The following is a 25,608-nucleotide window of genomic DNA, read 5'->3' on the forward strand; positions in this document are numbered from 1 at the left end:
GCTTTCTTGATTATTTGATACCGGCCGCGCGTTGCGCCAGCACCATGTGCATGGCCGCGCCGATCGCTTCGATCATGCTGCCGCAATCGGCCAGGCCGAGGCCCTGCGCGGCCAGGTCGAGCGCGGTGCCATGGTCGACCGAGGTGCGGATCAACGGCAGGCCGAGCGTGACATTGATGCCGCGCCCGAAGGTTGCGTGCTTGAGCACTGGCAGACCCTGATCGTGGTACATCGCCAGCACGCAGTCGGCGTCTTTCAGGTACTTCGGCTGGAACAGCGTGTCGGCCGGATACGGGCCGCGCGCGTCGATGCCGCGCGCACGCGCTGCCTCGAGCACCGGCGTGATGACGTCGATTTCCTCGCGGCCCAGGTAACCGTTCTCGCCCGCGTGCGGGTTCAGGCCGGTGACCAGGATGACGGGCGCGGCGATGCCGAACTTGGTGGTCAGATCCGCGTGCAGGATGTCGAGCACCTGGGTCAGGTTCTCGCGCGTGAGCGCGCCCGGAACATCCTTCAGCGGCAGATGGGTGGTAGCAAGCGCAACGCGCAGGTACGGTTGATCCTCGCCTGGCGAGCCCGCCAGCATCATCACCACTTTCGGCGTGCCGGTCTTTTCGGCCAGGTATTCGGTGTGACCGGAGAACGCGACACCGGCATCGTTGATCGTGCTTTTTTGCAGCGGCGCGGTGACGATGCCGTCGAACCAGCCCCGCTCGCAGCCTTCAATCGCCAGGTCGAGCGTGGCCAGCACGGCGCGGCCATTCTCGGGATCGAGCCGGCCCGGCACCACGTGGGCGTCGAGCGGCACGTCGATCACGGCCAGCCGCGCGGCGCCGAAGTGCGGCAGGCCGCCATTGCGCAGCGCCTGGGTCGACAGGGCGGCCAGGCGGATATCAGGGTCGATCAGGCTGGCCGTGAGCGCCAGGAAGGCAGCGTCGCCCACCAGCACGCAGTCGGCCTCATCGCGCATGGCCCAGGCGGCGCGGATCGCGATCTCGGGGCCGATGCCGGCCGGCTCGCCGACCGTGATCGCCAGCGTGGGACGTTGGTGCGCCAGCGGCGCACTCATGGCTTACTGCTCCTCGCGGAACTCGACGTAGGCACGGTCGCGCACCTGGCGCATCCAGTCTTCCATCGCTTCCTGCATCTTGCGGTCGCGCAGGACCTGGCGCGCCACGTTGCGCTCTTTCTGCTGCGTCACGTCTTCGCTCTTGCGCTCGACGACCTGGATCAGGTGGAAGCCGAACGGCGACTGCACGATGTCGGACGTATCGCCCGGCTTCAGGGCATTCATCGCGGTCTCGAATTCCGGCACGGTGTCGCCCGGATACAGCCAGCCCAGATCGCCGCCCTTGCTGGCCGAACCATCCTGCGAGTACTGGCGCGCCAGATCTTCGAAGGTGCCGGCGTTGTTGGCCATCTTCTCCTTGATTTCGAGCAGCTTGCGCTTGACCTCAGCCTCGGTCATGGTCGGCGTGACCTTGAGCAGGATGTGGCGTGCGCGGGTCTGCTCGACGACGGCCTTGTCGGTCTCGCTGGCCAGCGAACGCTTGCCGGCCAGTTTCAGGATGTGGAAGCCGACGTTGGTCTTGAGGATCGGCGTGACCTGACCAGCTTCCAGCTTGCGCAGCTCGGTCGAGAAATTCGGCGGCAGGCGGTCGGCATCGCGCCAGCCGATATCGCCGCCCTTGAGCGCGTCCGGTGCGTCGGAATACGTCGAGGCCATGCGCGCGAAGTCGGCGCCGGTGCGCAGCTGGCGCATCACTTCTTCGGCGCGCGCGGCGCGGGCAGCGATCTGCTCGGGCGACGCGTTTTCGGGCACGCGCACCAGGATCTGGGCGATGTTGACTTCGATGCGGTCGGCGGCGGCGGCCTTGGCGGCAGCCATATAGGTGTCGATCTCGGCTTCCGAGACTTGCACCTTGCTGTCGACTTCGTGCTCGCGCAGGCGCTGCATCATGATTTCGTTGCGGATGTCTTCGCGGAAGCGCGAGAAGGGCATGCCTTCTTTTTCCATCTGGTTGCGCATGTCCTGCACCGACAGCTTCTGGTTCTCGGCGATGCGGCCGATCGTGGCGTCCAGCGTGCGGTCATCGACCTTGACGCCCATCTCCTTGGCCAGCTGCAGCTGGGCGCGCTCGACGATCATCGCCTCGAGCACCTGGCGCTCCATCGTGGCGGTGTCGGGCATCTGGGCGTTACGTGCCTTCATGTTTGCCGTCACCTGGACCATGCGGCCAGCCACTTCGTTGCGCGTGATGACTTCATCGTTGACGACGACCTGGATCGAGTCGACCACCTTGGCATTGGCCGAGGCAGGCGGCAGGAAGCCCGAGCTGGCGGCCGGCGTGGCGGCTGGCGTCGTGGCGGCCGGCGTACCGGCGGCAGGCGCTGCGGCCTGGGCCAGGACCTGGCCGGCGCTCATTGCGCACAGCAGCGCGGCTGCCAACTGGAGAGACTGCAAACGGGTAGTACGCATCATCTGGAAAGCACTCATTTGAGGATTGTTCACGTCAGGTTGGACGACGAAGTATGGACACCGAGTCTGAAATTTGACTTAGGGCCGGCCGAGGCCAGCGTTCAGTCGCGTATAACCCGGGACGCTCTTGTTGAACGACTCGAGCGGATTGCCCAGGCCCAGGCGCGACAAGCCATTGAGCTCGAGCTGGAAGAAGATCGGCGTCGACGTCGTCTGGGCTGCGGTCACGAAACGCTGCGCGCCCATCCGGAACACCCAGCAATCGGCCTGGTATTCGAGACCGATCAGGCTCTCGATCAGCTTGCTGCCAGTGGACGGATTGACCGCCTGCCCCACGCCATACGAACGCAGCGCATAACTGACACGCCCGACGCCATACCAGCGCCGCGAGATCGGATATTGCGCCGACAGGTCGATGTTGCGGAAGCTGTCACGCTGATAACGATACTCGGCATTCACGGCCTTCATCTTCCCCGGACGCCACTGCACGCTCACGTTCGAGCTGTACAGACTGCTTCCGGCCGCATCGTATTGTACGCCGCTATCGAAGGTCCAGGACTCGGAAATGGTGCCGCCGGCGGCCAGCAGCAGGTCGTACCGGCTTTGCTGCGCCGCTTCGCCCGCGATGCGCACGCGCGGCTCTTCGAAGTACAGGCGCTGGCCGATGGCCAGGCGCAGGCGCTCGGCGCCGTCTTCCTGGATGAAGCGCGAGACCAGCGCCGCGGTCAGCTGGTTGGCGTCGGACACGCGGTCCAGGCCAACGTAGCGGTTCTCGGAAAACAGCTGGGCATAATTGAAGCCAGAGCGGCCCGTGTCGAACAGCGGGACATCGTCCTGGTTCTCGTACGGCGTGTACACATAGAACAGGCGCGGTTCGAGCGTCTGCGTCGTGGACTTGCCGAACAGCGAAGCATCGCGCTCGAACACCATGCCGCTGTCGAACGACACCGTCGGAATCGAGCGCGTCAACTTGGTCGGCTTGCCCAGGCGCGTGGCATGGTCGTCGAGATCGTACTGGGCCGCGTTGTACATCAGCTTGGGCGTGACGAACCAGCCCGGGCGCACGATCGGATAGCTGACCTGGCCCTGGACCACGGCGCGCGAGCCGCCCACGTCGGTGGGGTGGGCGAAGCGGGTCGCCTCGGCGTCGACCGCCCAGTCGAAGCCCGCCACGTCGTAACGCGCCGAACGGAAGTTAATCTGCGGCAGGCGGTCGTACGGGCGCGGCACCGTCAGGCTTGGATTGGTGGCGGCCGCCGGGTCCTGCAGCACCTGGTAATTCTGGGCGCGCGCGGACAGGCTCCAGTACTGGCCAGAGTAATCGGTGCGCAGTTCGCGCAGCAGCTGGCGCTCGGCGCTGGCGGCGACAGTGCGCGAAAAGTCAGACGGGTATTCGTCGTCCGATGCGCCATGCAGGTTCCAGCCGTACGACCAGTTCGGTTTGATCGCGCCGTTGTGCAGCGAGTCGGCGCGCCAGCGCGTGGTGCCTGTCTGGCGGTCGTCCGGCAGCACTTCAACGTGGGTTTCGCCGTTGTAGGTGCTGCCCAGATAGCGCCCGGTCGCACCGAGCTGGAAGCCGCGGTCAAACATCATGCGCGGGTACAGCGTCAGGTCGCGGTTCGGTGCGATGTTGACGTAGTACGGCACCATCACCTCGGCCTTGCCCTGCGAGCCGAAGCCGACGGTTGGCGGCAGCCAGCCCGAACGGCGCTGACCCGACAGCGAGAACGACATCGCCGGCGTGCCCAGGATCGGCACATCCTTGAAATAGATGACCGTTTTGCCGGCAGTGCCGACGTCGCGGCCCTTGTCCAGGCGCAGCGTGCTCGATTTCAGATACCAGTCGGGATCCGGTCCTTCGCAGGTGCTGTAGGTACCGTCGCGCACGACGGCCTGCTGTTCACCCAAAAAGTCGATCCGGCTCGCCTGGCCCTGGGCATTGTTCGCCGCCATGAAATACGTCGGGTTGAGCAGGTAGCCCTTGCCCGTTTCGAGGTTCAGCTGCAGCTCGTCGCCCTTGTAGCGGTCGCCAAAGCGCCACATGTCGACGTTGCCGGTGGCCGTGACCTGGTCTTCGACGATCAGGTAGCAGGCCGTGTCGGCGGTCATGCCGGTCTGGCCGCGCGTGATCTCGACGTTACGGGAGAGGTCGAGCCGGCGGTCGGGCCGGCCGGCGATATCCTCTGCCTTGACGGTGACGGGAAGCTCGTCCTCGGCCTGGGCCGTTGGTGCAGGGGCGGTGACGTTGACGGTGGCGGGCGTCTGGGCGAACGCAGGCATTGCAGTGACCGAAGCCATTGCATACAGTGCGAGCACGTGTCGTGGTGGGAATGGTTGGGCCGAGGACCAGCTCATGGAAAATCGCAGCTCATGGAGAATCGACGTGCGCCATAAAGGGCGGTTTTTTTGGGATGAATCCCTTATTATAGGGGAATTAGTTCAACCAACCGGATTCATCAGGCCGCTTCATGTCATCTTTGTCTCAAAACCTTTCCGCCTCCGCCGACGCAGTGCCAGATACCCGGCTGTCGCAACTGAACGAATGGCTGGCCACGACCGGCCTGGTCGATGTCGCGTCCGGCCGCCGCGCCTCCGTCGACGCCAGTTTCCGGCGTTACTTCCGCTACGACGTTGTCGCCGACATGCAAGACAAGCTGGGCGCGACGCTGGTCGCGATGGATGCCCCGCCCGAGCGCGAAAACGTGCCGGCCTTCATCCACGTGCAGGGTTTGCTGCTGGAAGCCGGCGTGAGCGTGCCGGCGATTGCCGCGCGCAACGTCGAACAGGGCTTCCTGCTGCTGTCCGACCTGGGCAACACCACCTACCTGTCGCGCCTGTCCATCGACAATGCCGCCTTCATGTATTCGGACGCCGTCGATGCGCTGCTCAAGTTCCAGATGGCCAGCCAGCCGGACGTGCTGCCCGAGTTCGACCGCGCCTTCGTCATGCGCGAACTGGGCATCTTCCCCGAGTGGTACCTGGGCAAGCACCTGGGCGTGACGCTCGACGACAAGCAGCAGGCGCAGCTCAATGGCGTATTCGAAGCCATTGCCGCCAACGTGCTGGCGCAGCAGCAGGTGTTCATGCACCGCGATTTCCATTCGCGCAACCTGATGTTCCTCGACCAGCACAACCCGGGCGTGATCGACTTCCAGGACGCCGTGTATGGCCCGGTCACGTACGACCTGGCCTCGCTGCTGCGCGACGCCTACATCCAGTGGGACGAAGACATGGTGCTCGACTGGGTGGTGCGCTACTGGCAAAGCGCCAAAAGCGTCGGCCTGCCGGTCAATCCGGACATCGACGCGTTCTACCGCGACTTCGAATACATGGCCCTGCAGCGCCACCTGAAAATCCTCGGCATCTTCTGCCGCCTGAACTACCGCGACAACAAGGCCCACTACATGGGCGACCTGCCGACGGTGCTCGACTACGTGCGCAAGACCGCCAACCGCTACAACGAACTCAAGCCGCTGCTGCGCCTGCTCGACGCAGTCGACGACAAGCCGCAACAGTTCGGCTACACCTTCTAAGGCAACCATCATGAAAGCGATGATTTTTGCCGCCGGCCGCGGCGAGCGCATGCGGCCACTCACCGACACCTGCCCGAAGCCCCTGCTCAAGGTGCGCGGCCGGCCCCTGATCACCTGGCACGTGCTGAACCTGGTGCGCGCCGGGATCGTCGACATCGTCATCAACCACTCGCACCTGGGTCACATGATCGAGGCCGAGCTGGGTGACGGCAGCCGCTACGGCGCGCGCATCGTCTACTCGCACGAACCGAGCCCGCTCGAGACGGCCGGCGGCGTGGCCAATGCGCTGCACCTTTTGGACGACGAACCGTTTCTGGCGGTATCGGGCGATATCTATGCGCCCTACTTCGACTTCACCGAGGCGCTCGACGCGCTCAAGGACAAGGACGCGGTGGGCCAGGTCTATGCGGTCGACCAGCGCGACATCGCCTGGCTGTGGCTTACGCCGAACCCGTGGCACAACCCGGAAGGCGACTTTGCGCTCGACATGTACACGCTGCGTAACGAGGGTGACATCAAGTTCAATTTTGCCGGCATTGGCGTCTACCGGCCCGAGATGTTCGACGGCATCCGCGCGGGCGAGTTCGTCAAGTTCGGTCCCCTGATGCGCCAGTACATCGAGCAGGGTCGCATCGGTGGCGAGGTGTATCACGGCCAGTGGGTCAATGTCGGCACCGTCGGCCAGCTCGAAGAACTGAACGCGCCGCTGCGGCCGGCCAAGTCGGCGCCATGATGCCGGCGGGCGCCGTGCATGCGGACCGGCGCGCGCGCGTGCTGGCGCAGATGCAGCCGGGCGCGGTAGCGGTGCTCAGCACGGCGCCCGAAGTCATGCGCAATGGCGACAGCCCATACACGTACCGGCACGACAGCTATTTTTATTACCTGACCGGCTTCGCCGAGCCTGACAGCTGCCTCGTGCTGGTGGCGGCGCTCGATGCGCGCCCTGCCCGCGCGATCCTGTTCTGCCGCGCGAAAGACCCCGACCATGAAATCTGGGACGGCTTTCGCTACGGGCCCGATGCGGCGCGCACGACGTTCGGGTTCGACGAGGCGTATCCGGTCGACGAACTCGATCACCGCATGGTGGGCATGCTGTCGAATGCACCCGCACTGTACTACGCGCCGGGCCACAGCGCAGCGCTCGATGCGCAGCTCACCGGCTGGCTGAAGGGCGTGCGCGCGCTGGGCCGCACGGGCGTGACGGCGCCGGCGACGACGCACAACTTGCTGGTGCTGCTGGACGAGATGCGGCTGCTGAAGGACGCGCACGAAGTGGACCTGATGGCGCGCGCCGGCGCCATCTCGGCTGCGGCGCATGCACGCGCGATGCGCGCCACGCGGCCCGGCATGATCGAGTACGAGATCGAGGCCGAGCTGCTGCACGAGTTTCGCCGCAACGGCGCGCAGGCGCCGGCGTATTCGTCGATTGTCGCATCGGGGCCGAATGCCTGCGTGCTGCACTACATTGCCAACGACCGCCGCATTCTCGATGGCGAGCTGGTACTGATCGACGCCGGCTGCGAAGTCGATGGCTACGCGGGCGACATCACGCGCACCTATCCGGCCAATGGCCGCTTCACGGCGCCGCAGCGCACGCTGTACGACCTGGTGCTGCGCGCCCAGGCCGCAGCGCTGGCAGCCGTCCGGCCCGGGCAGCCCTATAGCGGCATCCACGAGGCGGCGGTACGGGTGCTGACCGAAGGGATGCTCGACCTGGGCCTGCTCGACAAACGCAAGGTCGGCTCAATCGACAACGCGATCGACACGCGCGCGTTCGCCCAGTTCTACATGCACGGCACCGGCCACTGGCTGGGGATGGACGTGCACGATGTGGGCTTGTACCGCGACGTGTCGACAGCCGACAAACCATCGCGCGCGCTGCAGCCGGGCATGGCGCTGACGGTGGAGCCGGGCATCTATGTGCGGCCGGCCGACGGCGTGCCCGAACAATACTGGAACATCGGCATCCGGATCGAGGACGACGTCGTCGTTACCGATACGGGCGCGCGCATCCTGACGGACGGCGTACCGAAAGACGTGGCGGAGATTGAAGCATGGATGAAGGCAGCACGATGACGAACCAAACTTACGACGTCGATGTGGCGATCTGCGGCGCGGGGCCAGTGGGCCTGGCGCTGGCGGGCTTTCTGGTCCGGCGCGGTATTGCCGGAGCGCGCATCGCGCTCATCGACGGCAAGTCGCTGGGCCAGGCGATTACAGATCCGCGTTCGATCGCGCTGTCGTGGGGCAGCGCGCAACTGCTGCAAGAGGTCGGCGCCTGGCCGCTGGCCGCCACGCCGATCCACGAGATCCACGTCTCGCGCCGCGGCCAGCTGGGCCGCAGCCTGATGCAGCGCGAAGACCATGATGTGCCGGCGCTGGGCTATGTGACGCGCTACGGCGCCGTGGTCGATGCGCTGGCGAAGATCGGCGAGCAGGCGGGCGTCTTGACGCTGCGCCCGGCGCGCGTGACATCGCTCGATGAGCAGCCCGATGCGGCGCTGCTGCACCTGGACGACGGCAGCACGGTGCGTGCCCGGGTGGCGGTGCAGGCCGAAGGCGGCCTGTTTGGCGCGCAGGACCAGCGCGCCCGCAGCCGCGACTACGAACAGAGCGCCGTCATCGCGCGCGTGACGACATCGATGCCGATCGCGCACCGCGCGTTCGAACGCTTCACCGACGAAGGCCCGCTGGCGCTGCTGCCCGAAGACGGCGCCGATGGCCACCAGTACGCGCTGGTCTGGTGCATGCGCCCGGAACGCGCACAGGCGATCCTGGCGCTGGACGACACGCGGTTCCTGACGCAGCTGGGTGAGGCGTTTGGCGCCCGCCTGGGCGCCTTCACGAAAGTATCGTCGCGCAGCGCGTTCCCGCTCGGCCTGAACGCCGAAGCACGCGCCACGGCGCGCACGGTCGCCATCGGCAATGCCGCGCAAACACTGCACCCGGTGGCCGGCCAGGGCCTGAATCTGGGCCTGCGCGACGCCGCCGTGCTGGCACGCCAGCTGGCGCGCGGGATCGACCCAGAAGCGATCGCGCGCTTCACACAAGACCGCGCAGGCGACCGCCGCACGACCATCGGTCTGACCGACACGATGGCCCGCGCCTTCACGATCCCCGGTCCGCTGCAACCGCTGCTCGGCCTGGGCCTGGCCGCCCTCGACCTGACCCGCCCCGCCCGTACCCTGCTGGCCGACCTGATGATGTTCGGCCGCCGCTAACCCCAAGCAATTACCCAACAATTGGGGTCAGAGTCGAATTGTTTGACAACGTTTTGTTAAATGGCCGCCAATACATTGCCAACGGCGATGTATTGGCGGCCGCCGCGTCCTGTCAGGCAGCGCGGGACAGCGCTTCCAGCAGCTTGGTGGCCGTGGCCGCCGACGAACCCGGATTCTGACCGGTGATCAGCAAGCCATCGGTGACCACATACGAACCCCAGTCATCGGTGCGCGAATAGTTGCCGCCTTTTGCCTTGAGCTCGTCTTCCACCAGAAACGGCACGATGTCCGTCAGTTCAACGGCGGCTTCTTCGGTATTGGTAAAGCCCGTGACGCGCTTGCCCTGCACGAGTGGCGTGCCATCGGTATTCTTCACGTGACGCAGCACGCCCGGTGCGTGGCACACCAGCGCCACCGGCTTGTTCGCAGCGATGAACGACTCGATCAGCGCGATCGAGTTGCGGTCTTCGGCCAGGTCCCACAGCGGGCCGTGGCCGCCCGGGTAGAACACGGCATCGAAGTCACCCTGCGAGACGGTATCGAGACGCACGGTCGCGGCCAGTTGCGCGTTCGCCGCGGCATCGGCTTTGAAGCGACGGGTGTCATCGGTCTGGGCCGATTCATCATCACTCTTCGGGTCCAGCGGCGGCTGGCCACCGGCAGGCGAAGCCAGCACGATGTTGGCGCCGGCTTCCTTCAGTGCATAGTACGGCGCGGCCAGCTCCTCGAGCCAGAAGCCGGTCTTGCGGCCGGTGTTGCCCAGGGTGTCGTGCGAGGTAAGAACGATCAGGATGTTCATGGTGTGGCTCCTTGTTGTTGATGTTAATAGACCAGTCGTCTAGATTACGTATCAAAAAAACGCTTCACTTGAAGCGTTTGGTATTCGTTTCATTCAGGCAATTGCAACAGGCGCCGCGTGGTCGCCAGCGCCGCATCGAACGCCACCGCGTCACGCGCGATCTTGGCCATGAGGCTGGCGCCGAGCCAGAGCTGATACAGGCTCTGCGCCACCTGCCCTGCCTCGCCCTCCACCTTCAGCGAACCGTCGCCGATGCCGCCTTCGATGGCCTCGGCCAGACGAGCAACAATGCCGGCAGTACCTTGCTTGAGCGTCAAACGCATCGGCTCGGACAGATCGACCACTTCCGCGCCCAGCTTGACGGCCAGGCACTTGCCCTGGCAATCATCAAATGACTGGTTCGTGCGCCATTGCCCGAAGTAGGTCAGCAACTTGCCGGCCATCGTGGCATCCGGATTGCGCAGCGTGACATCCATCTCTGCCAGATACGCGTCGAAATACCTGGCCAGCAGCGCTTCGCCAAAGGCATCCTTCGAGCCGAAGTAATGGTAGAACGATCCCTTCGGCACGCCGGCCGAGACCAGGATCTCGTTCAGGCCCACCGCCGAGAACCCTTTGCCGGCCATGATGCGTTGCCCGACGTCGAGGATAGTGTCACGAACGCCGGACGATTCGGATGTCAATGCTTTTGCCATGAACCTACTATACAGCAAAATTAGACCAGTCGTCTAGCGCCGCACTCAAGCGAAGCGCGAGGCTGAATGGTCAGCGTTCCTGAAGGCTATTAGCCAATAATTCGACTCTGACCCTAATTGTTGGGCTATTGCTTAGTCGACGGCTTTGACCATCGCTTCGATGACTTTTTTGGCGTCGCCGAAGACCATCATCGTGTTGGGCTGGTAGAACAGGTCGTTGTCCAGGCCCGCGTAGCCGGAGGCCATCGAGCGTTTGTTGACGATGATGCTTTTGGCCCGGTAGGCTTCCAGGATCGGCATGCCGGCGATCGCCGACTTCGGGTCTTTTGCGGCCGGGTTCACGACGTCGTTGGCGCCCAGGACCAGGACCACGTCGGTCTGACCGAATTCGCCGTTGATGTCTTCCATCTCGGCCACCTGGTCGTAGGGTACTTCGGCTTCCGCCAGCAGCACGTTCATGTGGCCCGGCATGCGCCCGGCCACCGGGTGGATCGCGTAGCGCACCGTCACGCCGTGCGCGGTCAGCTTGTCGACCAGTTCCTTGACCGTGTGCTGCGCGCGCGCCACGGCCAGGCCGTAGCCGGGCACGATGATGACCGACTCGGCATTCTGCAGGATGAACGCGGCGTCTTCGGCCGAGCCGGATTTGACGGGCCGCTGCTCTTTCGCGCCACCGGCGTCAACCACTGCTTCGCCGCCAAAACCGCCCAGCAGCACATTGAAGAACGAGCGGTTCATCGCCTTGCACATGATGTACGAGAGGATCGCGCCGCTCGAGCCCACCAGCGAGCCGGCGATGATCAGCATCGCGTTATTCAGCGAGAAGCCGATGCCCGCCGCCGCCCAGCCCGAATACGAGTTGAGCATCGAGACCACCACCGGCATGTCGGCTCCGCCGATCGGGATGATGATCAGCACGCCCAGCACGAACGCCAGCGCCGCCATCACGATGAACGCGCCCCATGCGGGTTCAAGGCCCTCGGCGAAGCAGAAGACCAGCCCCAGCGCGACAATGGCAATCGCGACCAACAGGTTCAGGATGTGCTGGCCCGCAAAGCGCACCGGCGCGCCCTGGAACAGGCGAAACTTGTACTTGCCCGACAGCTTGCCGAACGCGATCACGGAGCCCGAAAACGTTACCGCGCCGACGAACGTGCCGATGAACAGCTCGAGCCGGTTCCCGAACGGCAGCGGCTCGCCGCGCGTCGTGATGTTGAAGGCCCACGGCTCGGCCACCGCCGCAATCGCGATGCAGACGGCGGCCAGCCCAATCAGCGAGTGCATCGCTGCGACCAGCTCCGGCATCTTGGTCATCTCGACCTTTTTCGCGGCGGTCGCGCCGATCGCGCCACCCACGACCACGCCCAGCAGCACCAGGCCGAATCCCAGTCCCCCGCCCTGCTGCAGCCGCTCCTGCAGCTTGAGCATCAGCGCGATGGTGGTGAGCACGGCGATCGCCATGCCGGCCATCCCGAACGCATTGCCCAGGCGTGCCGTCGATGGTGACGACAGACCCTTGAGCGCCTGGATGAAGCACACCGAGGCGACCAGATAGAACAGCGTGACCAGGTTCATGCTGATGGCGTTCATGCCGCATCCTCCTGCTTCGGGGCGGCCTTGGGCGCCTTCTTGCGGAACATCTCCAGCATGCGCTGCGTGACAAGGAAGCCACCAAACACGTTCACGGCCGCGAGAGCCACGGCCAGCGTGCCGGCCACGCGCCCCGTCACGCCTTCGGTCAGGCCGGCGGCCAGCATGGCGCCGACGATGACGATCGCCGAGATCGCGTTGGTGACCGCCATCAGGGGCGTGTGCAGCGCCGGGGTGACGGTCCAGACCACGTGGTAGCCGACGTAGATCGCCAGCACGAAGATGATCAGGTTGATGACGGTGTGGCTGATGTCCATGGTGTCTCCAGTCCGTTCTTGTCAACGATGCCAACGTTTTATTTGCCAACGTATTACTTGCGCAGCAGTTCTCCGGCGCTGCACATCAGGGTCGCGCGCACGATCTCGTCGTCGCGGTCGATATGGAAATGGTCGTCGGCGTCGATCACCAGCTTGAGAAAATCGAGCACATTGCGCGCATACAGGGCCGAGGCGTCGGCCGGCACCAGCGTGGCCAGATCGGGCTCGCCGATGATGTGCACGCCGTGTTTCAGGACGGTGGCGCCGATCTCGCTCAGGACGCAGTTGCCGCCCTGCGCCACGGCCATGTCGACGATCACGGACCCGGGCTTCATCGCGCGCACCGTGTCTTCGCCGATCAGCACCGGCGCGCGCCGTCCCGGAATCAGGGCCGTGGTAATGATGATGTCGGCCAGCTTCGCGCGCTCGTGCACGAGCTGCGCCTGGCGCCGCATCCAGTCGGCCGGCATCGCGCGCGCATAGCCGCCGCTGCCGGCCGCGATCTCGCGCTCTTCGTCGGTTTCATACGGCACGTCGATGAATTTCGCGCCGAGCGACTCCACCTGCTCTTTCACGGGCGGGCGCACGTCGGACGCTTCGATCACGGCGCCCAGCCGCTTGGCGGTGGCGATCGCCTGCAGGCCGGCCACGCCGACGCCCATGATCAGCACGCGCGCAGCCTTGACGGTGCCGGCCGCCGTCATCAGCATCGGCATGAAGCGCCCGTAGGTATTCGCGGCCAGCAGGATGGCCTTGTAGCCGGCGATGTTCGCCTGCGACGACAGCACGTCGAGCGACTGCGCACGCGTGATGCGTGGCGCCGCTTCCAGGGCAAAGGCGGTGATGCCGGCCGCGGCCAGCGCGGCGAGATTCTCACCATCGAAGGGATCGAGCATCCCGACCAGCACCGCGTCGCGGCGCATCATGGCCAGTTCGCCGGCGGCAGGACTGCGTACCTTGAGCACCAGGTCGGCGCCGAACGCGCCAGGGGCATCGACGATGACGGCGCCGGCGGCCTCGAACGCCGCATCTGGCGCCGCCGCGTGCAGGCCGGCGCCGGCCTGCACCATGACCGCGTGGCGCGCGGCCAGCTTTTTCACGGTCTCGGGGGTGGCTGCAACACGGGTCTCGCCCGGCCGGGTTTCGGCCGGAATACCGATTCTCATGGATCCCTCCATTCGTTGAACTGCCGCGTCAGCAAATCTATCACGTCTTTACAGTGATTGTTCAAATATTAAATTTGCGTGGCCGATTTGATCATCCGTAGAGACCGTGCAGGGCGCACCGGGCCATGATGGTTGTTTTTGCGACAGATCAAGCCCGATTAACCACATGCCAACGTTGCAGGAAGCGACCGGCTGAGCAAACACGGGCCTTGTCAAGGTAGAATACCGGCTCATTTTCAAGGACAGGCATGAGCGATATCTTCAAACCATCGGTTACCGTGGCAGCGATCATCGAGCACGAGGGCCGGTTCCTGCTGATCGAGGAAGAGACGAGCGAAGGTATCAAGCTGAACCAGCCCGCCGGCCATCTCGACCCGCACGAATCGCTGGAACAGGCGGTGGTGCGCGAAGCGCTCGAAGAAACGGCGCACGAGTTCATCCCGCGCTCGCTGGTGGGCATGTACATGTCGCGCTATCACTCGAAGTCGCGCAATGCCGACGTTACCTACCTGCGCTTTACCTTTGCCGGCAGCGTCGGGCGCCAGTTCGACCAGCCGCTCGACGAGGGCATCCTGCGCACCATGTGGATGACGCGCGACGAAATCGCCGCCACCGTCGACCGCCACCGCAGCCCGATCGTGCTGCGCTGCGTGGACGACTACCTGGCCGGCCAGAGCACCCCGCTCTCCCTGCTGCACACCCACCCTTCGGTGTTCGAAGGCGGGATCTGAAGAATTCACTACGGACGTAACATGCGCAAGAAAAAAGTCGTGATCGGAATGTCGGGCGGAGTCGACTCCTCGGTCGCGGCCTGGATGCTCAAGGAACAAGGCTACGACGTGGTCGGCCTGTTCATGAAAAACTGGGAAGACGACGACGATTCCGAGTACTGCTCGACGCGTCAGGACTGGATCGACGCGGCCAGCGTGGCCGACGTGGTCGGCGTGGACATCGAGGCGGTCAACTTCGCCGCCGAATACAAGGACCGGGTATTCGCCGAGTTCCTGCGCGAATACCAGGCCGGCCGCACCCCGAACCCGGACGTGCTGTGCAACGCCGAAATCAAGTTCAAGGCCTTCCTCGACCATGCGATGAAGCTGGGCGCCGACCTGATCGCCACCGGCCACTATGCGCGCGTGCGCGAAAACACGGCCAGCGGCAGCTTCGAGCTGCTCAAGGCCTTCGACGCCACCAAGGACCAGAGTTATTTTCTGCATCGTCTGAGCCAGGCGCAGTTGTCCAAGTCGCTGTTCCCGTTGGGTGAGATCCCGAAAACCGAGGTGCGCAAGATCGCCGAAAAACTCCAGCTGCCCAACGCGGCCAAGAAGGATTCGACCGGCATCTGCTTCATCGGCGAGCGGCCGTTTCGCGACTTCTTGAACCGCTACCTGGCCTACAAGCCGGGCCCGATCCGGCTCGACGACGGCACGCAGGTGGGCGAGCACGTCGGCCTGTCGTTCTACACGCTGGGCCAGCGCAAGGGGATCGGCATTGGAGGCCTGAAGTCACGCAAGACTGCTGACGGCATCAGCGAGCCATGGTTCGTCGCGCGCAAGGACATCGAAGCCAACACGCTCTACATCGTGCAGGGCCACGACCATCCATGGCTGCTGTCGGACCGGCTCGAAGCCGGCCAGGCCAGCTGGATCGCCGGCCACGCACCAGCGGCCGGCGCGCTGTCGGCCAAGACCCGCTACCGCCAGGCCGACATGGCCTGCCGCGTGCTGGCCGATGGCGACGCGCGCTTTGCGCTCGACTTCGATGAAGCCCAATGGGCAGTCACGCCGGGCCAGTCGGCCGTGCTGTACGACGGCGACGTGTGCCTGGGCGGCGGCATCATCGACGTGCGCTCAAGCGCCGCCTGACGACACATCAAGGCTGGCGCGCAGCCAGCCATTCCACCAGCACAGCGGGCGCCAGCGGCCGCGCGTGCAGGTAGCCCTGGATCTCGTCGCAGCCGGCCAGGCGCAGGAAATCTTCCACCTCCACCGTTTCGACGCCTTCGGCCACGACCTTGTGACCGAGGTCGTGCGACAGCTTGATCATCGTGCCCACCAGCGCGCGGCAGCGTTCGTCCTGGACCAGGTTGCGCATGAAGCTCTGGTCGATCTTGACCACGTTTGCCGGCAGGCTTTGCAGGTATGACAGGCTGCTGTAGCCGGTGCCGAAGTCGTCGATCGCCAGTTGCACGCCGGCGCGCCCGAGGCGTTCGAGCGTGGCCTGCGCGACCTTCGGGTTGCGCATCAGCGCACTTTCGGTCAGCTCGATCACGAGGCACGACGGCGCCAGGCCATGGTGCTGCAACTCCATCAGCACGCGATCGCAGAAATCCGGCTCTTCCAGGTTCACGGCCGAGACATTCACCGCTACCTGCAATGCCAGGCCGTCCAGGCGCCACGCGACCATCTGGCGCAGCGCCGCGCGCAGCACCCACTCGGTGGTGGCGCGCGCCAGTGACGTCGTCTCGATCACCGGCATGAATTCGCCGGGCGAGATCGCGCCGGCCGTCGGATGGTTCCAGCGCAGCAGCGCTTCGACACCGACACAGCCGCTGTCGAGCAGGCTGACCTTGGGCTGGAACACCAGATGCAGTTCGTCGTCGCTCGCGAGCGCGGCGCCGAATTCGGTCACCAGCCAGAAGCGGCGCTGCAGGATCGCGTCGTGCTGTGACGAGAACACGCGCACGCAGCGCTCGGCCGCCAGCGCATCGTGCGCCGCGCTGTGCATATTGCGCAACAGGTCCAGGCCCTCGGTGTGGCCGACCGTGAACGGCGCGATGCCCACCGTCGTCGTCGTGATCAGGCGCGCCTGGCCATAACTGGCACGCGCGTCGAGCCACAACTGCATCTGCTCGCAGAACGGTTCGATCGACAGGCCGCGCGGCGCGAAGAACGCAAACTGCGTGCTGCCAACATGATAGATCTTGCCGGCGCCGCCCAGGCGCAGCTGCGGCACCGTTTCACGCACCATGTCGTCGAGATAGCTCGAACCCATCACGCGCTGGGCATCGCTCAGCTCCTGCGGACTGGCCAGGCTGATCAGGGCTGCAGTGCGCACTTCGCCATTCGGCTCATACAGTTCGAGGTCGTTGAAGTCGATGATGAACTGGTTGCGGTTCGGCAGGCCGCTGACCGGATCGACGCGGCCGAACGCATGCTGCAGTTCGATCTGCGCCATCACCATGGTTGCCAGGTCCGTCAGCGCCTGGCGCTCGGCCATGCTGACCTGGCGCGGTTCAGTACCGAGCACGCACATCGCGCCCAGGCAAAAGCCCTCGCTGGTCGTGAGCGGCGCGCCGGCATAGAAGCGGATCCCGCCGTCCGCCAGCGGGCTGTCGCGGAAATATGGATCCTCCAGCAGATCCGGCACGATCAGCACTTCGCGCTCATCGGCCACCATGGCGCATGGCGCTTTCATCCGCGGGATCGTGTCGTGGGTAATACCGACCTTTGACTTGAACCATTGACGGTTGGCGTCGGTCAGCGACACCGCTGCAATCGGCAACCCGAACAGCTGCGCCGCCATGCGCGTGATGCGATCGAATGCTTCGCTTGGCGGCGTATCGAGCAGTTCCAGGCGACGCAAGGCATCGAGACGGGCAGTCTCGTACTGGGGCGATACACAGTGCGGTTGAAAGAGCGGAGGATTCATGAAAAGACGACGCGCCGATGCGCGTAAATATGACGGATATGACGGACAGAATCTATTGTTGCTAATAAAAAACTTAAGGTCAATCATTATTTTCAAGCGAATCGTTGTATTCGTCATTTTTAGTTGCTTCGTGTAAAATAAAATCAGCAAATCACACGAACGATGTCATGAAAACACATGAATTTAACGATCCGATACTGACTACCCGCGAAGCAGCGCAGTTGCTTGGTGTTGCTGTCAGTACGGCCCAAGTATGGATGGAGAGCGGTGATTTGCCAGCCTGGAAGACGCCAGGCGGCCATCGCCGTGTGCATTACAGCGCCGTGATGCGCCTGGTGCGCGAGCGCGTTGCATTAAAAGACGCCGGCAAGGCGACAAGTGCGCCAGTGGCTGCGGAGTTCCTGCCAGCTGCGGCGCCTGACTATCCTGTCCCGGCCAATGAGGCACAGCGGCTGGCAGCGCTCGCTCAAAGCGGCCTGATGGATTCGGAAGATGACGCTGCCTTCGATCGCCTGACGTGGCTCGCCGGCCACGCCACGGGCTGCCCCATGTCCCTGATCACCTTGTTGTCAGCAGAGCGCCAGTGGTTCAAGTCGCACGTCGGGATGGAAAACCGCGAAACCACGCGCTCCTCGGCCTTCTGCAGTCATGCGCTGATGCAGGATGAGCCTTTTGTAGTCGAGGATGCCAGTGCTGACCCGCGCTTTGCCGACAACCCGCTGGTCACCGGCGCACCGTTCATCCGTTTTTATGCCGGCTACCCGGTACGCACCGCCGACGGGCTCGCGCTGGGTTCGCTGTGCGTGCTCGATACCGAGCCGCGCCGCCTGCGCGAGCGCGAAATGCGCGCACTGCGTGAACTGGCCGTGCTCGCGTCGGACGAAGTGCAGCGCCGCGCATAGCCTGTATCAGCCCGGCTTGCCCGGCGCCTGCTGCTGCTTGACGAACGCAATGACGGTATTGCGGATCGTCTTGAGCACGGTGTCGGCCTTGAACGGCTTGACGATGAAGCCGTGCACGCCCCGCGCCAGTGCGCTCTGGACTGCGGCGGCGTCGAGCGTGCCCGATACCAGAAACACGAGCGTCTTGGGCAGCGCTGCGCGCAGCTGCTCGACCACGTCGCTGCCATCCTCGACCTGTTCGCGCGCGATGCAGATCACGTGCGGGTGGTGCTTGACCGCCAGCGCAAGCCCCAGCGCACTGGTGTGCGTGGCGCCGACCACGTTGTAGCTGCCGTCAGCCAGCACGGTGCCGAGCGTCGAGCGCGAGACGGCGTTTGCATCCACGATGACCGCTTTGAGCATAGCTTCACATTCCTTGTCAGTGCGCTGAAGAAATCAGCCTTCGTACGCCAGTGTCTTCCATGTCACGCCCAGGCGCACGTCCAGTTTCAGCGACACCAGACAGCGTGACATCTCCAGTATCTCACGCTCGGCGCGTAATCTCTCGCCGAGCGGCGTCTTGAGGATGCCGGCGCCGGCCATCACGGCCTCGAGATTGCCATACGCCCCCAGCAGGCGCGCCGCCGTTTTCATGCCCACTTTCGATACGCCCGGCACGCCATCGGTCGGGTCGCCCATCAGCGCCAGCAGGTCGTGCAATTGCTCGGGCGCCACGCCAAAGCGTGCACGGACCCAGGCGTCGTCGTGCCACTCGTTCTTGAAATGATCCCACACCAGCGCGCCGTGCGCGATCAAAGGATGCAGGTCCTTGTCGGTGGTGGCCACGACCGCCGTGCCGCGGCCTTCGGACAGCCAGCGCATCACGCCGGTGGCGATCACATCGTCGGCTTCGACCTCGGGCACCATCAGCACATGCAGGCCAGCCGCGCGCAGGCGGTCGTGAAATTCGGGCAGCGCTGCGCGCAGTTCGGACGGCATCGCCGCCCTGCCCTCGCGGTAGCGCGGATACAGCGCATGGCGCCAGGTCGGGCCGCCATGATCAAAAGCGGCCAGCACGTGGGTCGGCGCATGCGCCTCGAGCACGTGGCGAAACGACGAGAACGCATGGCGCAGCGCGATGCTGGCCTTCAGGTCGGAATCGGGCTCGGGGCTGGCTTCGTAGACGCGGCGCACGATGTTCAGGCCGTCGATCGCGAGCAGCTTTCCCGGGTTAGACATGTGATGTGGGCATGAAGAGACGTGGAAGGCGCCCATCATAAACCGGTTGCACGGTCGCGGGAAGATGCGCGACCGTGGTGGGAACTGGCCCTACGTCGCGTACGCGTATTCGCCACCGCGCTCGAGCGCGCGGCGATACGCCGGCCGCGCATGGATGCGGGCCAGGAAATCGGTCAGGTTCGGGTACTTGGCGTCGAGCCCGCCACGCGAGGCAGCCGCTTCCAGCGGGAAGCTCAGCTGGATGTCGGCGGCGCTGAATTCTTCACCGGCAAACCACGGGTGCTTGCCCAGTTCGGCTTCGAGGTAACCCAGCTGCAGCGCGATCTGCGGCAGCACGAAGCTGCCCTTGACCTTCTGCGCGATGCCGCGCGCGATCGGCTTGGCAAAGAACGGCATCGGCGTGGTTTCGATCTTGTCGAACACGAGCTTGAGCAGCAGCGGCGACATCATCGAGCCTTCGGCGAAGTGCAAAAAGTGCGTGTAGCGCAGGCGCGCCGGCGTGCGGGCGGCCGGCACCAGGCGTGGGGCATCCGTGTCGGATGCGCGCGCCGTGAGGTACTCGACGATGGCGCCTGATTCGGCCACCACGAGGTCGCCATCGGTGATCACGGGCGATTTGCCCAGCGGGTGCACGGCCTTGAGTTCGGGCGGGGCCAGCATCGTCTTGGGATCGCGCTGGTAGCGCTTGATCTCGTACTCGAGTCCGAGTTCTTCGAGCAGCCAGAGGATGCGCTGCGAGCGCGAATTGTTCAGGTGGTGGACGACGATCATGGCGTGGACAGGAAAGTGGAGATGGCGGCCAGCTTAGCACCGTTGGCCACGCACCTGCAGCCCGCTAGCGCTAGCGCTGGTGCAGCTTGATGACGCGGTGCTTGCCCGCGCCCTGCGGCGCCGGCGCCGCGGCTTTCGGGGCGCAGCTGCCGCAGCTGCCGCCACCGCAGGCGCCACCGCTGCTGGTATCCAGCCAGCGCGCCAGCGCCGACTGGCGGCCGCCCTTCGTCAGCGCCAGCACCACGCGTGCACGCAGGGGGGCCGGCAGGTATTTCGCGCCCAGGTACAGCGCGGCGATGGCAACGATGACGATGACGGTCAGTTCTTGCATGGTTATGCTCCGGTGAAGGCCAGCGTGACGCGGTAGACGATGAACGCCGCCACGTAGGCCAGCGCGAACATGTAGCCGGCCATGATCCAGGCATATTTGCGGCTGCCCGTTTCGCGCGCCACGGTGGCCAGCGTTGGCAGGCAGTGCGGCGCATAGACATACCAGGCCAGCAGCGACAGGCCGGTGGCCAGTGACCACGACTGGGCGATCAGCGGTGCCAGCGTGTTGCCCACTTCATCGCCGCCCGACAGCGCGTACACGGTGCCCAGCGCGCCGACGGCCACTTCACGCGCGGCCATGCCCGGCACCAGCGCGATGGCGATCTGCCAGTTGAAGCCGATCGGGGCCAGCACGACTTCGAGTGCGCGGCCGATCATGCCTGCCACGCTGTAGTAGATCGGCGGATTGGTCGCGCCTTCCGGTGCGCCGGGGAAGCTGGAGAACAGCCAGAGCAGGATCATCATGGCCAGGATCAGCGTACCGACGCGCATCAGGAAGATCTTGGCGCGTTCGAGCAGGCCCGAGGCCAGGCCGCGCGGATGCGGCCAGTGGTAGGCCGGCAGTTCGAGCATCAGCGCATGCTGCTTGTAGCCGTTGCGGCGCTTCATGAACCAGGCCACCGCCATCGCAGACAGGATGCCGGCCAGGTACAGCACGAACAAGACGATGCCCTGCAGGTTCATGAAGCCGCCCACGACGCGGTCGGGAATGAACGCGGCGATCAGGAGCGCATACACCGGCAGGCGCGCCGAACACGTCATCAATGGCGCGATCATGATCGTCACCAGGCGGTCGCGCGGATTCTGGATCGTGCGCGCAGCCATCACGCCCGGGATGGCGCAGGCAAACGACGACAACAGCGGCAGGAACGAGCGGCCCGACAGGCCCACGCTGCCCATGATGCGATCGAGCAGGAACGCGGCGCGCGGCAGGTAGCCGACGTCTTCCAGCAGCAGGATGAAGAAGAACAGGATCAGAATCTGCGGCAGGAACACGAGCACGCTGCCCACGCCGGCAATGATGCCGTCGACGATGAGGCTATGCAGCATGCCCTCGCCGATCCATGAGCCGACCATCTCGCCAAAGGCGCCCATGCCCGCCTCGATCAGTTCGATCGGTGCGTCGCCCCAGCTGAACACGGCCTGGAAAATCACGAACATCAAGAGTGCCAGGATGATCGGACCGGCGACCGGGTGCAGCACGACGCCGTCGATCTTTTCGCTCAGGTTGCCGGTGTCCTTGGCCGTCGAGACGGCAGCGGCGAGGATGCGGCGCACTTCGCGCTGGGTATCTTCGACCGACACTTCGTCGATCGCCGACAGCGGCTTGGGCGTTACCGGCACGCCGAACGGCATCGCGTCGAGCTGGGCCAGCAAGGCTTTTTCGCCGCCGGACTGGATCGCGACGGTCTCGACGACCGGCATGCCCAGCTCTTGCGAGAGCTTGGCGGTATCGATTTCGATGCCGCGCTTTTTGGCCACGTCGACCATGTTCAGCGCCAGCACCATCGGCAGGCCGAGACGGCGCAGCTCGAGCACCAGGCGCAGGTTCAGGCGCAGGTTGGTGGCGTTGACGACGCACAGGATGGCGTCCGGCGGCACTTCACCGGCGCGCAGGCCTGCGACCACGTCGCGCGTGATGCCTTCGTCGGGCGTCTGCGCATTCAGGCTGTAGGCGCCCGGCAGGTCGAGCACGCGAAACGCGCGCCCGGCGGGCGACGTGAAGCTGCCCTCCTTGCGTTCGATCGTGACGCCGGCGTAGTTGGCGACCTTCTGGCGCGCGCCGGTCAGGCGGTTGAAGAGTGCGGTCTTGCCGCAGTTGGGATTGCCCAGCAGTGCGACCAGTGGCGTGCGTGACGCGACTTGCGATTCCATGACACCCATGCGACTAGTCCGCCTTGATCGAGACGAGGGCGGCTTCGAAGCGGCGCAGCGCAAAGGTGGATTCACCGACCTTGACGGCCAGCGGACCGCCCAGCACGCGCTTGAGCACACGAATGCGCTCGCCCGGCACGAAGCCCAGCTCCATCAGGCGGCGCTGGACGTCGATGCCGCCCTCCTGCGCACCGCGCGCAAGATGGACGACGGTGGCGCTCTGGCCCGTCTTGAGCGAGTCGAGGGTTGGCAATGCGGCGTGGGTCATGGCGGCTTCCGAAAAATTGTTGCGCGTATGAGACAGCGACTGGAACGATCCCGGTATCATAAACCTAAATAGGAATTATTTCTATTTGCAGCTTGTCATTGCCAGACGGTCAAGTCCAAAAAAGTACGGTCGAACCGAAAATTTCGCTTGCGTTCACGGTCGAGTTTACAGAAAATAGCAACGCAAATGAGAATGATTCGCATTTTATAGACTAAACTGCAATGGTTGTTTCAAAAGGGTTGCTCCAATGATCGTCTGTGTCTGCAATAACATCTCCGACCGTGAAATCCGCCAGGCTGCTGAACTGGGCATCTCGTCGATCGCCGAACTGCGCAAGGAGCTGGGCGTGGGCACCATGTGCGGCACCTGCGTCAGCTATGCACGCGAAGTGCTGCACGAGCACATCGACAGCAAGACCACCGTTACCGAAGTGCGCCGCCTGCCGCAGGCTGCCTGACCTTCTCTGATTTTCCGGTAGCACGAGCCTCGCAATCTGTGCGGGGCTTTTTTTCGTCGGCCGTAACCACGTCACCAGGTAGTGAGAACCGTTCGCACAGTGAACTGAGAACGGTTGCTATTACGCTCAAAAATGGCACATTTCGCGTTATTTAATGCGCTTTTTTACCCATTTTCGCGCAATTTCTAGCGTTTTAATGGCTCTCTGTTTGCTATCATGGAGGTCATTCAACACATTACCGAGGGCACCCCATGAAAGGCGATCCAAACGTCATCCGTCTGCTGAACGCACAGCTGACCAACGAGCTGACCGCGATCAACCAGTACTTCCTGCACGCGCGCATGTATCGCCACTGGGGCCTGGACAAGCTGGCGAAGAAGGAATACGACGAATCGATCGGCGAGATGAAGCACGCCGACAAGCTGATCGAACGCATCCTGATGCTCGACGCGCTGCCAAACCTGCAGGCGCTGCACAAGCTGATGATTGGTGAGTCGACGCAGGAAACGCTCGAATGCGACCTGAAACTCGAACGTGCCGCGCACGTGACGGTCAAGGAAGGCATCGGCGCCTGCGAAGCGGCAGCCGATTACGTCTCGCGCGATCTGCTGCTGATGATTCTCGAAGACACCGAAGAGCACATCGAGTGGTTGGAGACGCAGCTGGACCTGATCGTCAAGATCGGTATCCAGAACTACCTGCAAACCCAGATCGGCGAATAAGCCACCAGCCGGATTCCCCGCGGGAGTCCGGCGTCTCAGCTGCCAGCGCCCACTATCAGCGCCAGCGCGTCATCCATTTGTCGTAAAACCCCATATCCCTTGGCACCGCACCCGGTATCGCGCAGATCGCACCGGCGAATTCGTTCGCGCGCGAGAGCGTGACGTCCAGTGGCCAGCCGCGCGCCGTACCGAGCAGGAAAATAGCCGAGAAGGCGTCGCCCGCCCCCACCGTATCGATGACGAACGGCGGCGCCGGCGTGTCGTGGTTCTTGAGCGCGCTGCCATCGCTGCCGAAGTACACCGAACCGCGGTGGCCCAGCGTGACGATCAGCGCGTCGAGCGAAAACATCGTCAGCAAGGCCTGGCAGGACGCGCGCACTTCGTCGGCCGACAACGCCGGGGCGTCGGGTTGGATCTGGCAGTACCAGCCGAACAGCGCCTGCAATTCTTCTTCATTGACCTTGACGATATTGGCCGCGTCCAGCGAGCGGGCCACGCCGCGTTCGTCGTACTGGCCTTCGCGCAGGTTCAGGTCGAGAAAGCGTGGCGCGCTGCTGGCCGCCAGCACCGCCGTCAGGGCGGCGCGCGACTGCAGGTTGCGCTGGGCCAGCATGCCGAAATAGACCATGGCCGGCTGCACGCCCGCCAGCGCGGCGCCGGCAGTGGAGGCGTCGATGAAGTCGTAGGCCTGGTGCGGCAGGATCGTGAAGCGGTGGCCGCGCGGACCGCGCTCGACCAGCACGCGGCCGGTTTCTTCGATCGGATCGACCTGCAACCCGGCGTCGCTCATGGCGAAGCGCTCGAATTCGGCGCGCACCAGCTGGCCGCTGCGATCGTCGCCGATGCGCGTGATCGCCAGGCACGGCGCCATGAAAGCAGACAGGTGGCGCGCCACATTGAACGGCGCACCGCCGACGATCTGCTCGTTGTTGAAATCGTCGACGAGCGCTTCGCCGAAGATGACTGTCGTGAACAGGTTGTTGTCCATCATGCGGCGACGACAGGCACGGTGTCCTTGAACGACTGGCGCTCGGACAGTTTATCAAACAGGCGCGCCAGGTTGGGGTAGTCGCCGCGCCAGTCGATCTCGGGGAAGCGGAACGCGAGCCAGCCCAGCGCGCAGCCCACGGCGACGTCGGCCAGCGTGTACTGGTTGCTGCGGCAGAAAGCGCCCTCACCCAGGCGCTCGGACATCACGCGCAGGCCGGTATTCACCTTGCCCAACTGGCGGGCGATCCACTCGGGACTTTGCTGCGCTTCTGGCCGCAGCGTTCTTTCAAGGCGCACCAGCACGGCCGCATCGAGCACGCCATCGGCCAGCGCTTCCCAGACCTTGACCTCGGCCCGTTCGCGCCCGTTCGGCGGCAGCAGCTTGCATACCGGGGTGAGCGTGTCGAGGTATTCGGCGATCACGCGCGAATCGTACAGGGCGCTGCCGTCATCCATCAGCAGGCATGGCACCTTGCCCAGTGGGTTGGTCTGCGCGATGGTGGTGTCGGCCGACCAGACGTCTTCAAGGATGAAGGCGCAGTCGAGCTTTTTCTCGGCCAGCACGACACGCACCTTGCGCACGTATGGGCTGGCAATGGAACCGATGAGTTTCATGGATGTACG

General features: G+C 64.6%; 26 protein-coding genes. 9 read left to right on the forward strand and 17 right to left on the reverse strand.

Going from position 1 to position 25,608, the window contains the following annotated elements; all coding sequences use genetic code 11:
* Nucleotides 1–10: 10 nt before the first annotated feature.
* The 3 genes from pdxA to AC1MGT_RS09540 all read right to left on the reverse strand — a co-directional run bounded on the left by pdxA (nucleotide 11) and on the right by AC1MGT_RS09540 (nucleotide 4,834).
* Nucleotides 11–1,069 (reverse strand): 4-hydroxythreonine-4-phosphate dehydrogenase PdxA, encoded by a 1,059-nt coding sequence (pdxA, locus tag AC1MGT_RS09530; protein WP_499503979.1) that lies wholly within the window; start codon nucleotides 1,067–1,069, stop codon nucleotides 11–13.
* Nucleotides 1,070–1,072: 3 nt separating this feature from the next.
* A complete protein-coding gene (locus AC1MGT_RS09535) occupies nucleotides 1,073–2,482 on the reverse strand; it encodes a peptidylprolyl isomerase (RefSeq protein WP_499503980.1) in 1,410 nt (469 codons plus the stop codon).
* A gap of 75 nt (nucleotides 2,483–2,557) precedes the next feature.
* Entirely contained in the window at nucleotides 2,558–4,834 is a 2,277-nt protein-coding gene (locus tag AC1MGT_RS09540) for an LPS-assembly protein LptD (protein ID WP_499503981.1), read from the reverse strand.
* A gap of 113 nt (nucleotides 4,835–4,947) precedes the next feature.
* Here AC1MGT_RS09540 and AC1MGT_RS09545 point away from each other — a divergent pair, with 113 nt between their 5' ends.
* From AC1MGT_RS09545 to AC1MGT_RS09560, 4 genes are read left to right on the forward strand one after another with little or no spacing between them, the layout of a single operon-like run.
* Complete coding sequence (locus AC1MGT_RS09545; RefSeq protein ID WP_499503982.1) at nucleotides 4,948–6,012, forward strand: aminoglycoside phosphotransferase family protein; 1,065 nt, start codon at nucleotides 4,948–4,950, stop codon at nucleotides 6,010–6,012.
* A 10-nt stretch (nucleotides 6,013–6,022) separates the two neighbouring features.
* The gene (murU, locus tag AC1MGT_RS09550) at nucleotides 6,023–6,745 is read left to right on the forward strand and encodes an N-acetylmuramate alpha-1-phosphate uridylyltransferase MurU (protein ID WP_499503983.1); all 723 of its coding nucleotides are present in this window, start codon (nucleotides 6,023–6,025) and stop codon (nucleotides 6,743–6,745) included.
* Entirely contained in the window at nucleotides 6,742–8,088 is a 1,347-nt protein-coding gene (pepP, locus tag AC1MGT_RS09555; protein WP_499503984.1) for a Xaa-Pro aminopeptidase, read from the forward strand. Before murU ends, pepP begins: the two co-directional genes overlap by 4 nt.
* Nucleotides 8,085–9,233 carry an FAD-dependent monooxygenase gene (locus AC1MGT_RS09560; RefSeq protein ID WP_499503985.1) on the forward strand — a complete coding sequence of 383 codons (1,149 nt, stop codon included), beginning with the start codon at nucleotides 8,085–8,087 and terminating at the stop codon, nucleotides 9,231–9,233. The genes pepP and AC1MGT_RS09560 overlap by 4 nt, the downstream gene beginning before the upstream one ends.
* Nucleotides 9,234–9,345: 112 nt before the next feature.
* Here AC1MGT_RS09560 and AC1MGT_RS09565 read toward each other — a convergent pair whose 3' ends face one another.
* The 5 genes from AC1MGT_RS09565 to AC1MGT_RS09585 all read right to left on the reverse strand — a co-directional run bounded on the left by AC1MGT_RS09565 (nucleotide 9,346) and on the right by AC1MGT_RS09585 (nucleotide 13,800).
* On the reverse strand, nucleotides 9,346–10,032 hold the full coding sequence (locus AC1MGT_RS09565) for a type 1 glutamine amidotransferase domain-containing protein (protein ID WP_499503986.1): 687 nt from the start codon (nucleotides 10,030–10,032) through the stop codon (nucleotides 9,346–9,348).
* An 89-nt stretch (nucleotides 10,033–10,121) separates the two neighbouring features.
* Nucleotides 10,122–10,727: a TetR/AcrR family transcriptional regulator gene (locus AC1MGT_RS09570; protein WP_499503987.1), complete on the reverse strand. Its 606-nt coding sequence runs from the start codon at nucleotides 10,725–10,727 to the stop codon at nucleotides 10,122–10,124.
* 132 nt (nucleotides 10,728–10,859) lie between these two features.
* Entirely contained in the window at nucleotides 10,860–12,317 is a 1,458-nt protein-coding gene (locus tag AC1MGT_RS09575; protein WP_499503988.1) for an NAD(P)(+) transhydrogenase (Re/Si-specific) subunit beta, read from the reverse strand.
* Nucleotides 12,314–12,634, reverse strand: coding sequence for an NAD(P) transhydrogenase subunit alpha part 2 (locus AC1MGT_RS09580; RefSeq protein WP_183556027.1), 321 nt, complete (start codon nucleotides 12,632–12,634; stop codon nucleotides 12,314–12,316). The genes AC1MGT_RS09575 and AC1MGT_RS09580 overlap by 4 nt, the downstream gene beginning before the upstream one ends.
* Before the next feature lie 53 nt (nucleotides 12,635–12,687).
* A complete protein-coding gene (locus tag AC1MGT_RS09585) occupies nucleotides 12,688–13,800 on the reverse strand; it encodes a Re/Si-specific NAD(P)(+) transhydrogenase subunit alpha (protein WP_499503989.1) in 1,113 nt (370 codons plus the stop codon).
* 248 nt (nucleotides 13,801–14,048) lie between these two features.
* On the opposite strand from AC1MGT_RS09585, the gene AC1MGT_RS09590 reads away from it, so the two are divergent.
* The gene (locus tag AC1MGT_RS09590) at nucleotides 14,049–14,531 is read left to right on the forward strand and encodes an NUDIX hydrolase (RefSeq protein ID WP_258835919.1); all 483 of its coding nucleotides are present in this window, start codon (nucleotides 14,049–14,051) and stop codon (nucleotides 14,529–14,531) included.
* A 21-nt stretch (nucleotides 14,532–14,552) separates the two neighbouring features.
* The gene (mnmA, locus tag AC1MGT_RS09595; RefSeq protein ID WP_258835920.1) at nucleotides 14,553–15,665 is read left to right on the forward strand and encodes a tRNA 2-thiouridine(34) synthase MnmA; all 1,113 of its coding nucleotides are present in this window, start codon (nucleotides 14,553–14,555) and stop codon (nucleotides 15,663–15,665) included.
* Nucleotides 15,666–15,672: 7 nt separating this feature from the next.
* On the opposite strand, the gene AC1MGT_RS09600 is transcribed toward mnmA, so the two are convergent.
* On the reverse strand, nucleotides 15,673–17,451 hold the full coding sequence (locus tag AC1MGT_RS09600) for a sensor domain-containing phosphodiesterase (protein ID WP_499503990.1): 1,779 nt from the start codon (nucleotides 17,449–17,451) through the stop codon (nucleotides 15,673–15,675).
* Nucleotides 17,452–17,618: 167 nt separating this feature from the next.
* On the opposite strand from AC1MGT_RS09600, the gene AC1MGT_RS09605 reads away from it, so the two are divergent.
* Nucleotides 17,619–18,353: a GAF domain-containing protein gene (locus AC1MGT_RS09605; RefSeq protein WP_499503991.1), complete on the forward strand. Its 735-nt coding sequence runs from the start codon at nucleotides 17,619–17,621 to the stop codon at nucleotides 18,351–18,353.
* A gap of 6 nt (nucleotides 18,354–18,359) precedes the next feature.
* Here the strand turns inward: AC1MGT_RS09605 and AC1MGT_RS09610 are convergent, their stop codons facing one another.
* From AC1MGT_RS09610 to AC1MGT_RS09635, 6 genes are all read right to left on the reverse strand, one after another.
* Nucleotides 18,360–18,755 carry a response regulator gene (locus tag AC1MGT_RS09610; protein WP_499503992.1) on the reverse strand — a complete coding sequence of 132 codons (396 nt, stop codon included), beginning with the start codon at nucleotides 18,753–18,755 and terminating at the stop codon, nucleotides 18,360–18,362.
* A 33-nt stretch (nucleotides 18,756–18,788) separates the two neighbouring features.
* Entirely contained in the window at nucleotides 18,789–19,571 is a 783-nt protein-coding gene (locus AC1MGT_RS09615; protein WP_499503993.1) for a 5'-3' exonuclease, read from the reverse strand.
* A gap of 90 nt (nucleotides 19,572–19,661) precedes the next feature.
* On the reverse strand, nucleotides 19,662–20,342 hold the full coding sequence (locus AC1MGT_RS09620; protein ID WP_499503994.1) for a glutathione S-transferase: 681 nt from the start codon (nucleotides 20,340–20,342) through the stop codon (nucleotides 19,662–19,664).
* A 70-nt stretch (nucleotides 20,343–20,412) separates the two neighbouring features.
* On the reverse strand, nucleotides 20,413–20,673 hold the full coding sequence (locus tag AC1MGT_RS09625; RefSeq protein WP_499503995.1) for a DUF6587 family protein: 261 nt from the start codon (nucleotides 20,671–20,673) through the stop codon (nucleotides 20,413–20,415).
* Between the two features lie 2 nt (nucleotides 20,674–20,675).
* A complete protein-coding gene (gene feoB / locus AC1MGT_RS09630) occupies nucleotides 20,676–22,556 on the reverse strand; it encodes a ferrous iron transporter B (protein WP_499503996.1) in 1,881 nt (626 codons plus the stop codon).
* Between the two features lie 4 nt (nucleotides 22,557–22,560).
* Nucleotides 22,561–22,815: a FeoA family protein gene (locus AC1MGT_RS09635; RefSeq protein WP_482896485.1), complete on the reverse strand. Its 255-nt coding sequence runs from the start codon at nucleotides 22,813–22,815 to the stop codon at nucleotides 22,561–22,563.
* A gap of 247 nt (nucleotides 22,816–23,062) precedes the next feature.
* Between AC1MGT_RS09635 and AC1MGT_RS09640 the strand changes: the two genes are divergently transcribed.
* Both AC1MGT_RS09640 and bfr read left to right on the forward strand, forming a co-directional pair.
* Nucleotides 23,063–23,272: a (2Fe-2S)-binding protein gene (locus tag AC1MGT_RS09640; protein WP_183556015.1), complete on the forward strand. Its 210-nt coding sequence runs from the start codon at nucleotides 23,063–23,065 to the stop codon at nucleotides 23,270–23,272.
* Between the two features lie 251 nt (nucleotides 23,273–23,523).
* On the forward strand, nucleotides 23,524–23,994 hold the full coding sequence (gene bfr / locus AC1MGT_RS09645; RefSeq protein WP_183556014.1) for a bacterioferritin: 471 nt from the start codon (nucleotides 23,524–23,526) through the stop codon (nucleotides 23,992–23,994).
* A 55-nt stretch (nucleotides 23,995–24,049) separates the two neighbouring features.
* On the opposite strand, the gene AC1MGT_RS09650 is transcribed toward bfr, so the two are convergent.
* The gene (locus AC1MGT_RS09650) at nucleotides 24,050–24,985 is read right to left on the reverse strand and encodes a PfkB family carbohydrate kinase (protein ID WP_499503997.1); all 936 of its coding nucleotides are present in this window, start codon (nucleotides 24,983–24,985) and stop codon (nucleotides 24,050–24,052) included.
* The gene (locus AC1MGT_RS09655; RefSeq protein ID WP_499503998.1) at nucleotides 24,982–25,599 is read right to left on the reverse strand and encodes a glutathione S-transferase N-terminal domain-containing protein; all 618 of its coding nucleotides are present in this window, start codon (nucleotides 25,597–25,599) and stop codon (nucleotides 24,982–24,984) included. The genes AC1MGT_RS09650 and AC1MGT_RS09655 overlap by 4 nt, the downstream gene beginning before the upstream one ends.
* Nucleotides 25,600–25,608 lie beyond the last annotated feature (9 nt).

It is taken from the genome of Telluria sp. BA11 (assembly GCF_056680305.1).

Excerpts from the sequence above, each read along its gene's own strand:
- AC1MGT_RS09560 (WP_499503985.1), top strand. The coding sequence starts at position 8,085 with ATGACGAACCAAACTTACGACGTCGATGTGGCGATCTGCGGCGCGGGG.
- pdxA (WP_499503979.1), bottom strand. The coding sequence starts at position 1,069 with ATGAGTGCGCCGCTGGCGCACCAACGTCCCACGCTGGCGATCACGGTC.
- AC1MGT_RS09655 (WP_499503998.1), bottom strand. The coding sequence starts at position 25,599 with ATGAAACTCATCGGTTCCATTGCCAGCCCATACGTGCGCAAGGTGCGT.
- AC1MGT_RS09580 (WP_183556027.1), bottom strand. The coding sequence starts at position 12,634 with ATGGACATCAGCCACACCGTCATCAACCTGATCATCTTCGTGCTGGCG.
- AC1MGT_RS09605 (WP_499503991.1), top strand. The coding sequence starts at position 17,619 with ATGAAAACACATGAATTTAACGATCCGATACTGACTACCCGCGAAGCA.
- AC1MGT_RS09540 (WP_499503981.1), bottom strand. The coding sequence starts at position 4,834 with ATGAGCTGGTCCTCGGCCCAACCATTCCCACCACGACACGTGCTCGCA.
- AC1MGT_RS09585 (WP_499503989.1), bottom strand. The coding sequence starts at position 13,800 with ATGAGAATCGGTATTCCGGCCGAAACCCGGCCGGGCGAGACCCGTGTT.
- bfr (WP_183556014.1), top strand. The coding sequence starts at position 23,524 with ATGAAAGGCGATCCAAACGTCATCCGTCTGCTGAACGCACAGCTGACC.
- AC1MGT_RS09625 (WP_499503995.1), bottom strand. The coding sequence starts at position 20,673 with ATGCAAGAACTGACCGTCATCGTCATCGTTGCCATCGCCGCGCTGTAC.
- AC1MGT_RS09635 (WP_482896485.1), bottom strand. The coding sequence starts at position 22,815 with ATGACCCACGCCGCATTGCCAACCCTCGACTCGCTCAAGACGGGCCAG.
- AC1MGT_RS09615 (WP_499503993.1), bottom strand. The coding sequence starts at position 19,571 with ATGTCTAACCCGGGAAAGCTGCTCGCGATCGACGGCCTGAACATCGTG.
- AC1MGT_RS09610 (WP_499503992.1), bottom strand. The coding sequence starts at position 18,755 with ATGCTCAAAGCGGTCATCGTGGATGCAAACGCCGTCTCGCGCTCGACG.
- mnmA (WP_258835920.1), top strand. The coding sequence starts at position 14,553 with ATGCGCAAGAAAAAAGTCGTGATCGGAATGTCGGGCGGAGTCGACTCC.
- feoB (WP_499503996.1), bottom strand. The coding sequence starts at position 22,556 with ATGGGTGTCATGGAATCGCAAGTCGCGTCACGCACGCCACTGGTCGCA.
- AC1MGT_RS09535 (WP_499503980.1), bottom strand. The coding sequence starts at position 2,482 with ATGATGCGTACTACCCGTTTGCAGTCTCTCCAGTTGGCAGCCGCGCTG.
- AC1MGT_RS09640 (WP_183556015.1), top strand. The coding sequence starts at position 23,063 with ATGATCGTCTGTGTCTGCAATAACATCTCCGACCGTGAAATCCGCCAG.
- pepP (WP_499503984.1), top strand. The coding sequence starts at position 6,742 with ATGATGCCGGCGGGCGCCGTGCATGCGGACCGGCGCGCGCGCGTGCTG.
- AC1MGT_RS09570 (WP_499503987.1), bottom strand. The coding sequence starts at position 10,727 with ATGGCAAAAGCATTGACATCCGAATCGTCCGGCGTTCGTGACACTATC.
- AC1MGT_RS09620 (WP_499503994.1), bottom strand. The coding sequence starts at position 20,342 with ATGATCGTCGTCCACCACCTGAACAATTCGCGCTCGCAGCGCATCCTC.
- AC1MGT_RS09590 (WP_258835919.1), top strand. The coding sequence starts at position 14,049 with ATGAGCGATATCTTCAAACCATCGGTTACCGTGGCAGCGATCATCGAG.
- AC1MGT_RS09575 (WP_499503988.1), bottom strand. The coding sequence starts at position 12,317 with ATGAACGCCATCAGCATGAACCTGGTCACGCTGTTCTATCTGGTCGCC.
- AC1MGT_RS09600 (WP_499503990.1), bottom strand. The coding sequence starts at position 17,451 with ATGAATCCTCCGCTCTTTCAACCGCACTGTGTATCGCCCCAGTACGAG.
- AC1MGT_RS09565 (WP_499503986.1), bottom strand. The coding sequence starts at position 10,032 with ATGAACATCCTGATCGTTCTTACCTCGCACGACACCCTGGGCAACACC.
- AC1MGT_RS09650 (WP_499503997.1), bottom strand. The coding sequence starts at position 24,985 with ATGATGGACAACAACCTGTTCACGACAGTCATCTTCGGCGAAGCGCTC.
- murU (WP_499503983.1), top strand. The coding sequence starts at position 6,023 with ATGAAAGCGATGATTTTTGCCGCCGGCCGCGGCGAGCGCATGCGGCCA.
- AC1MGT_RS09545 (WP_499503982.1), top strand. The coding sequence starts at position 4,948 with ATGTCATCTTTGTCTCAAAACCTTTCCGCCTCCGCCGACGCAGTGCCA.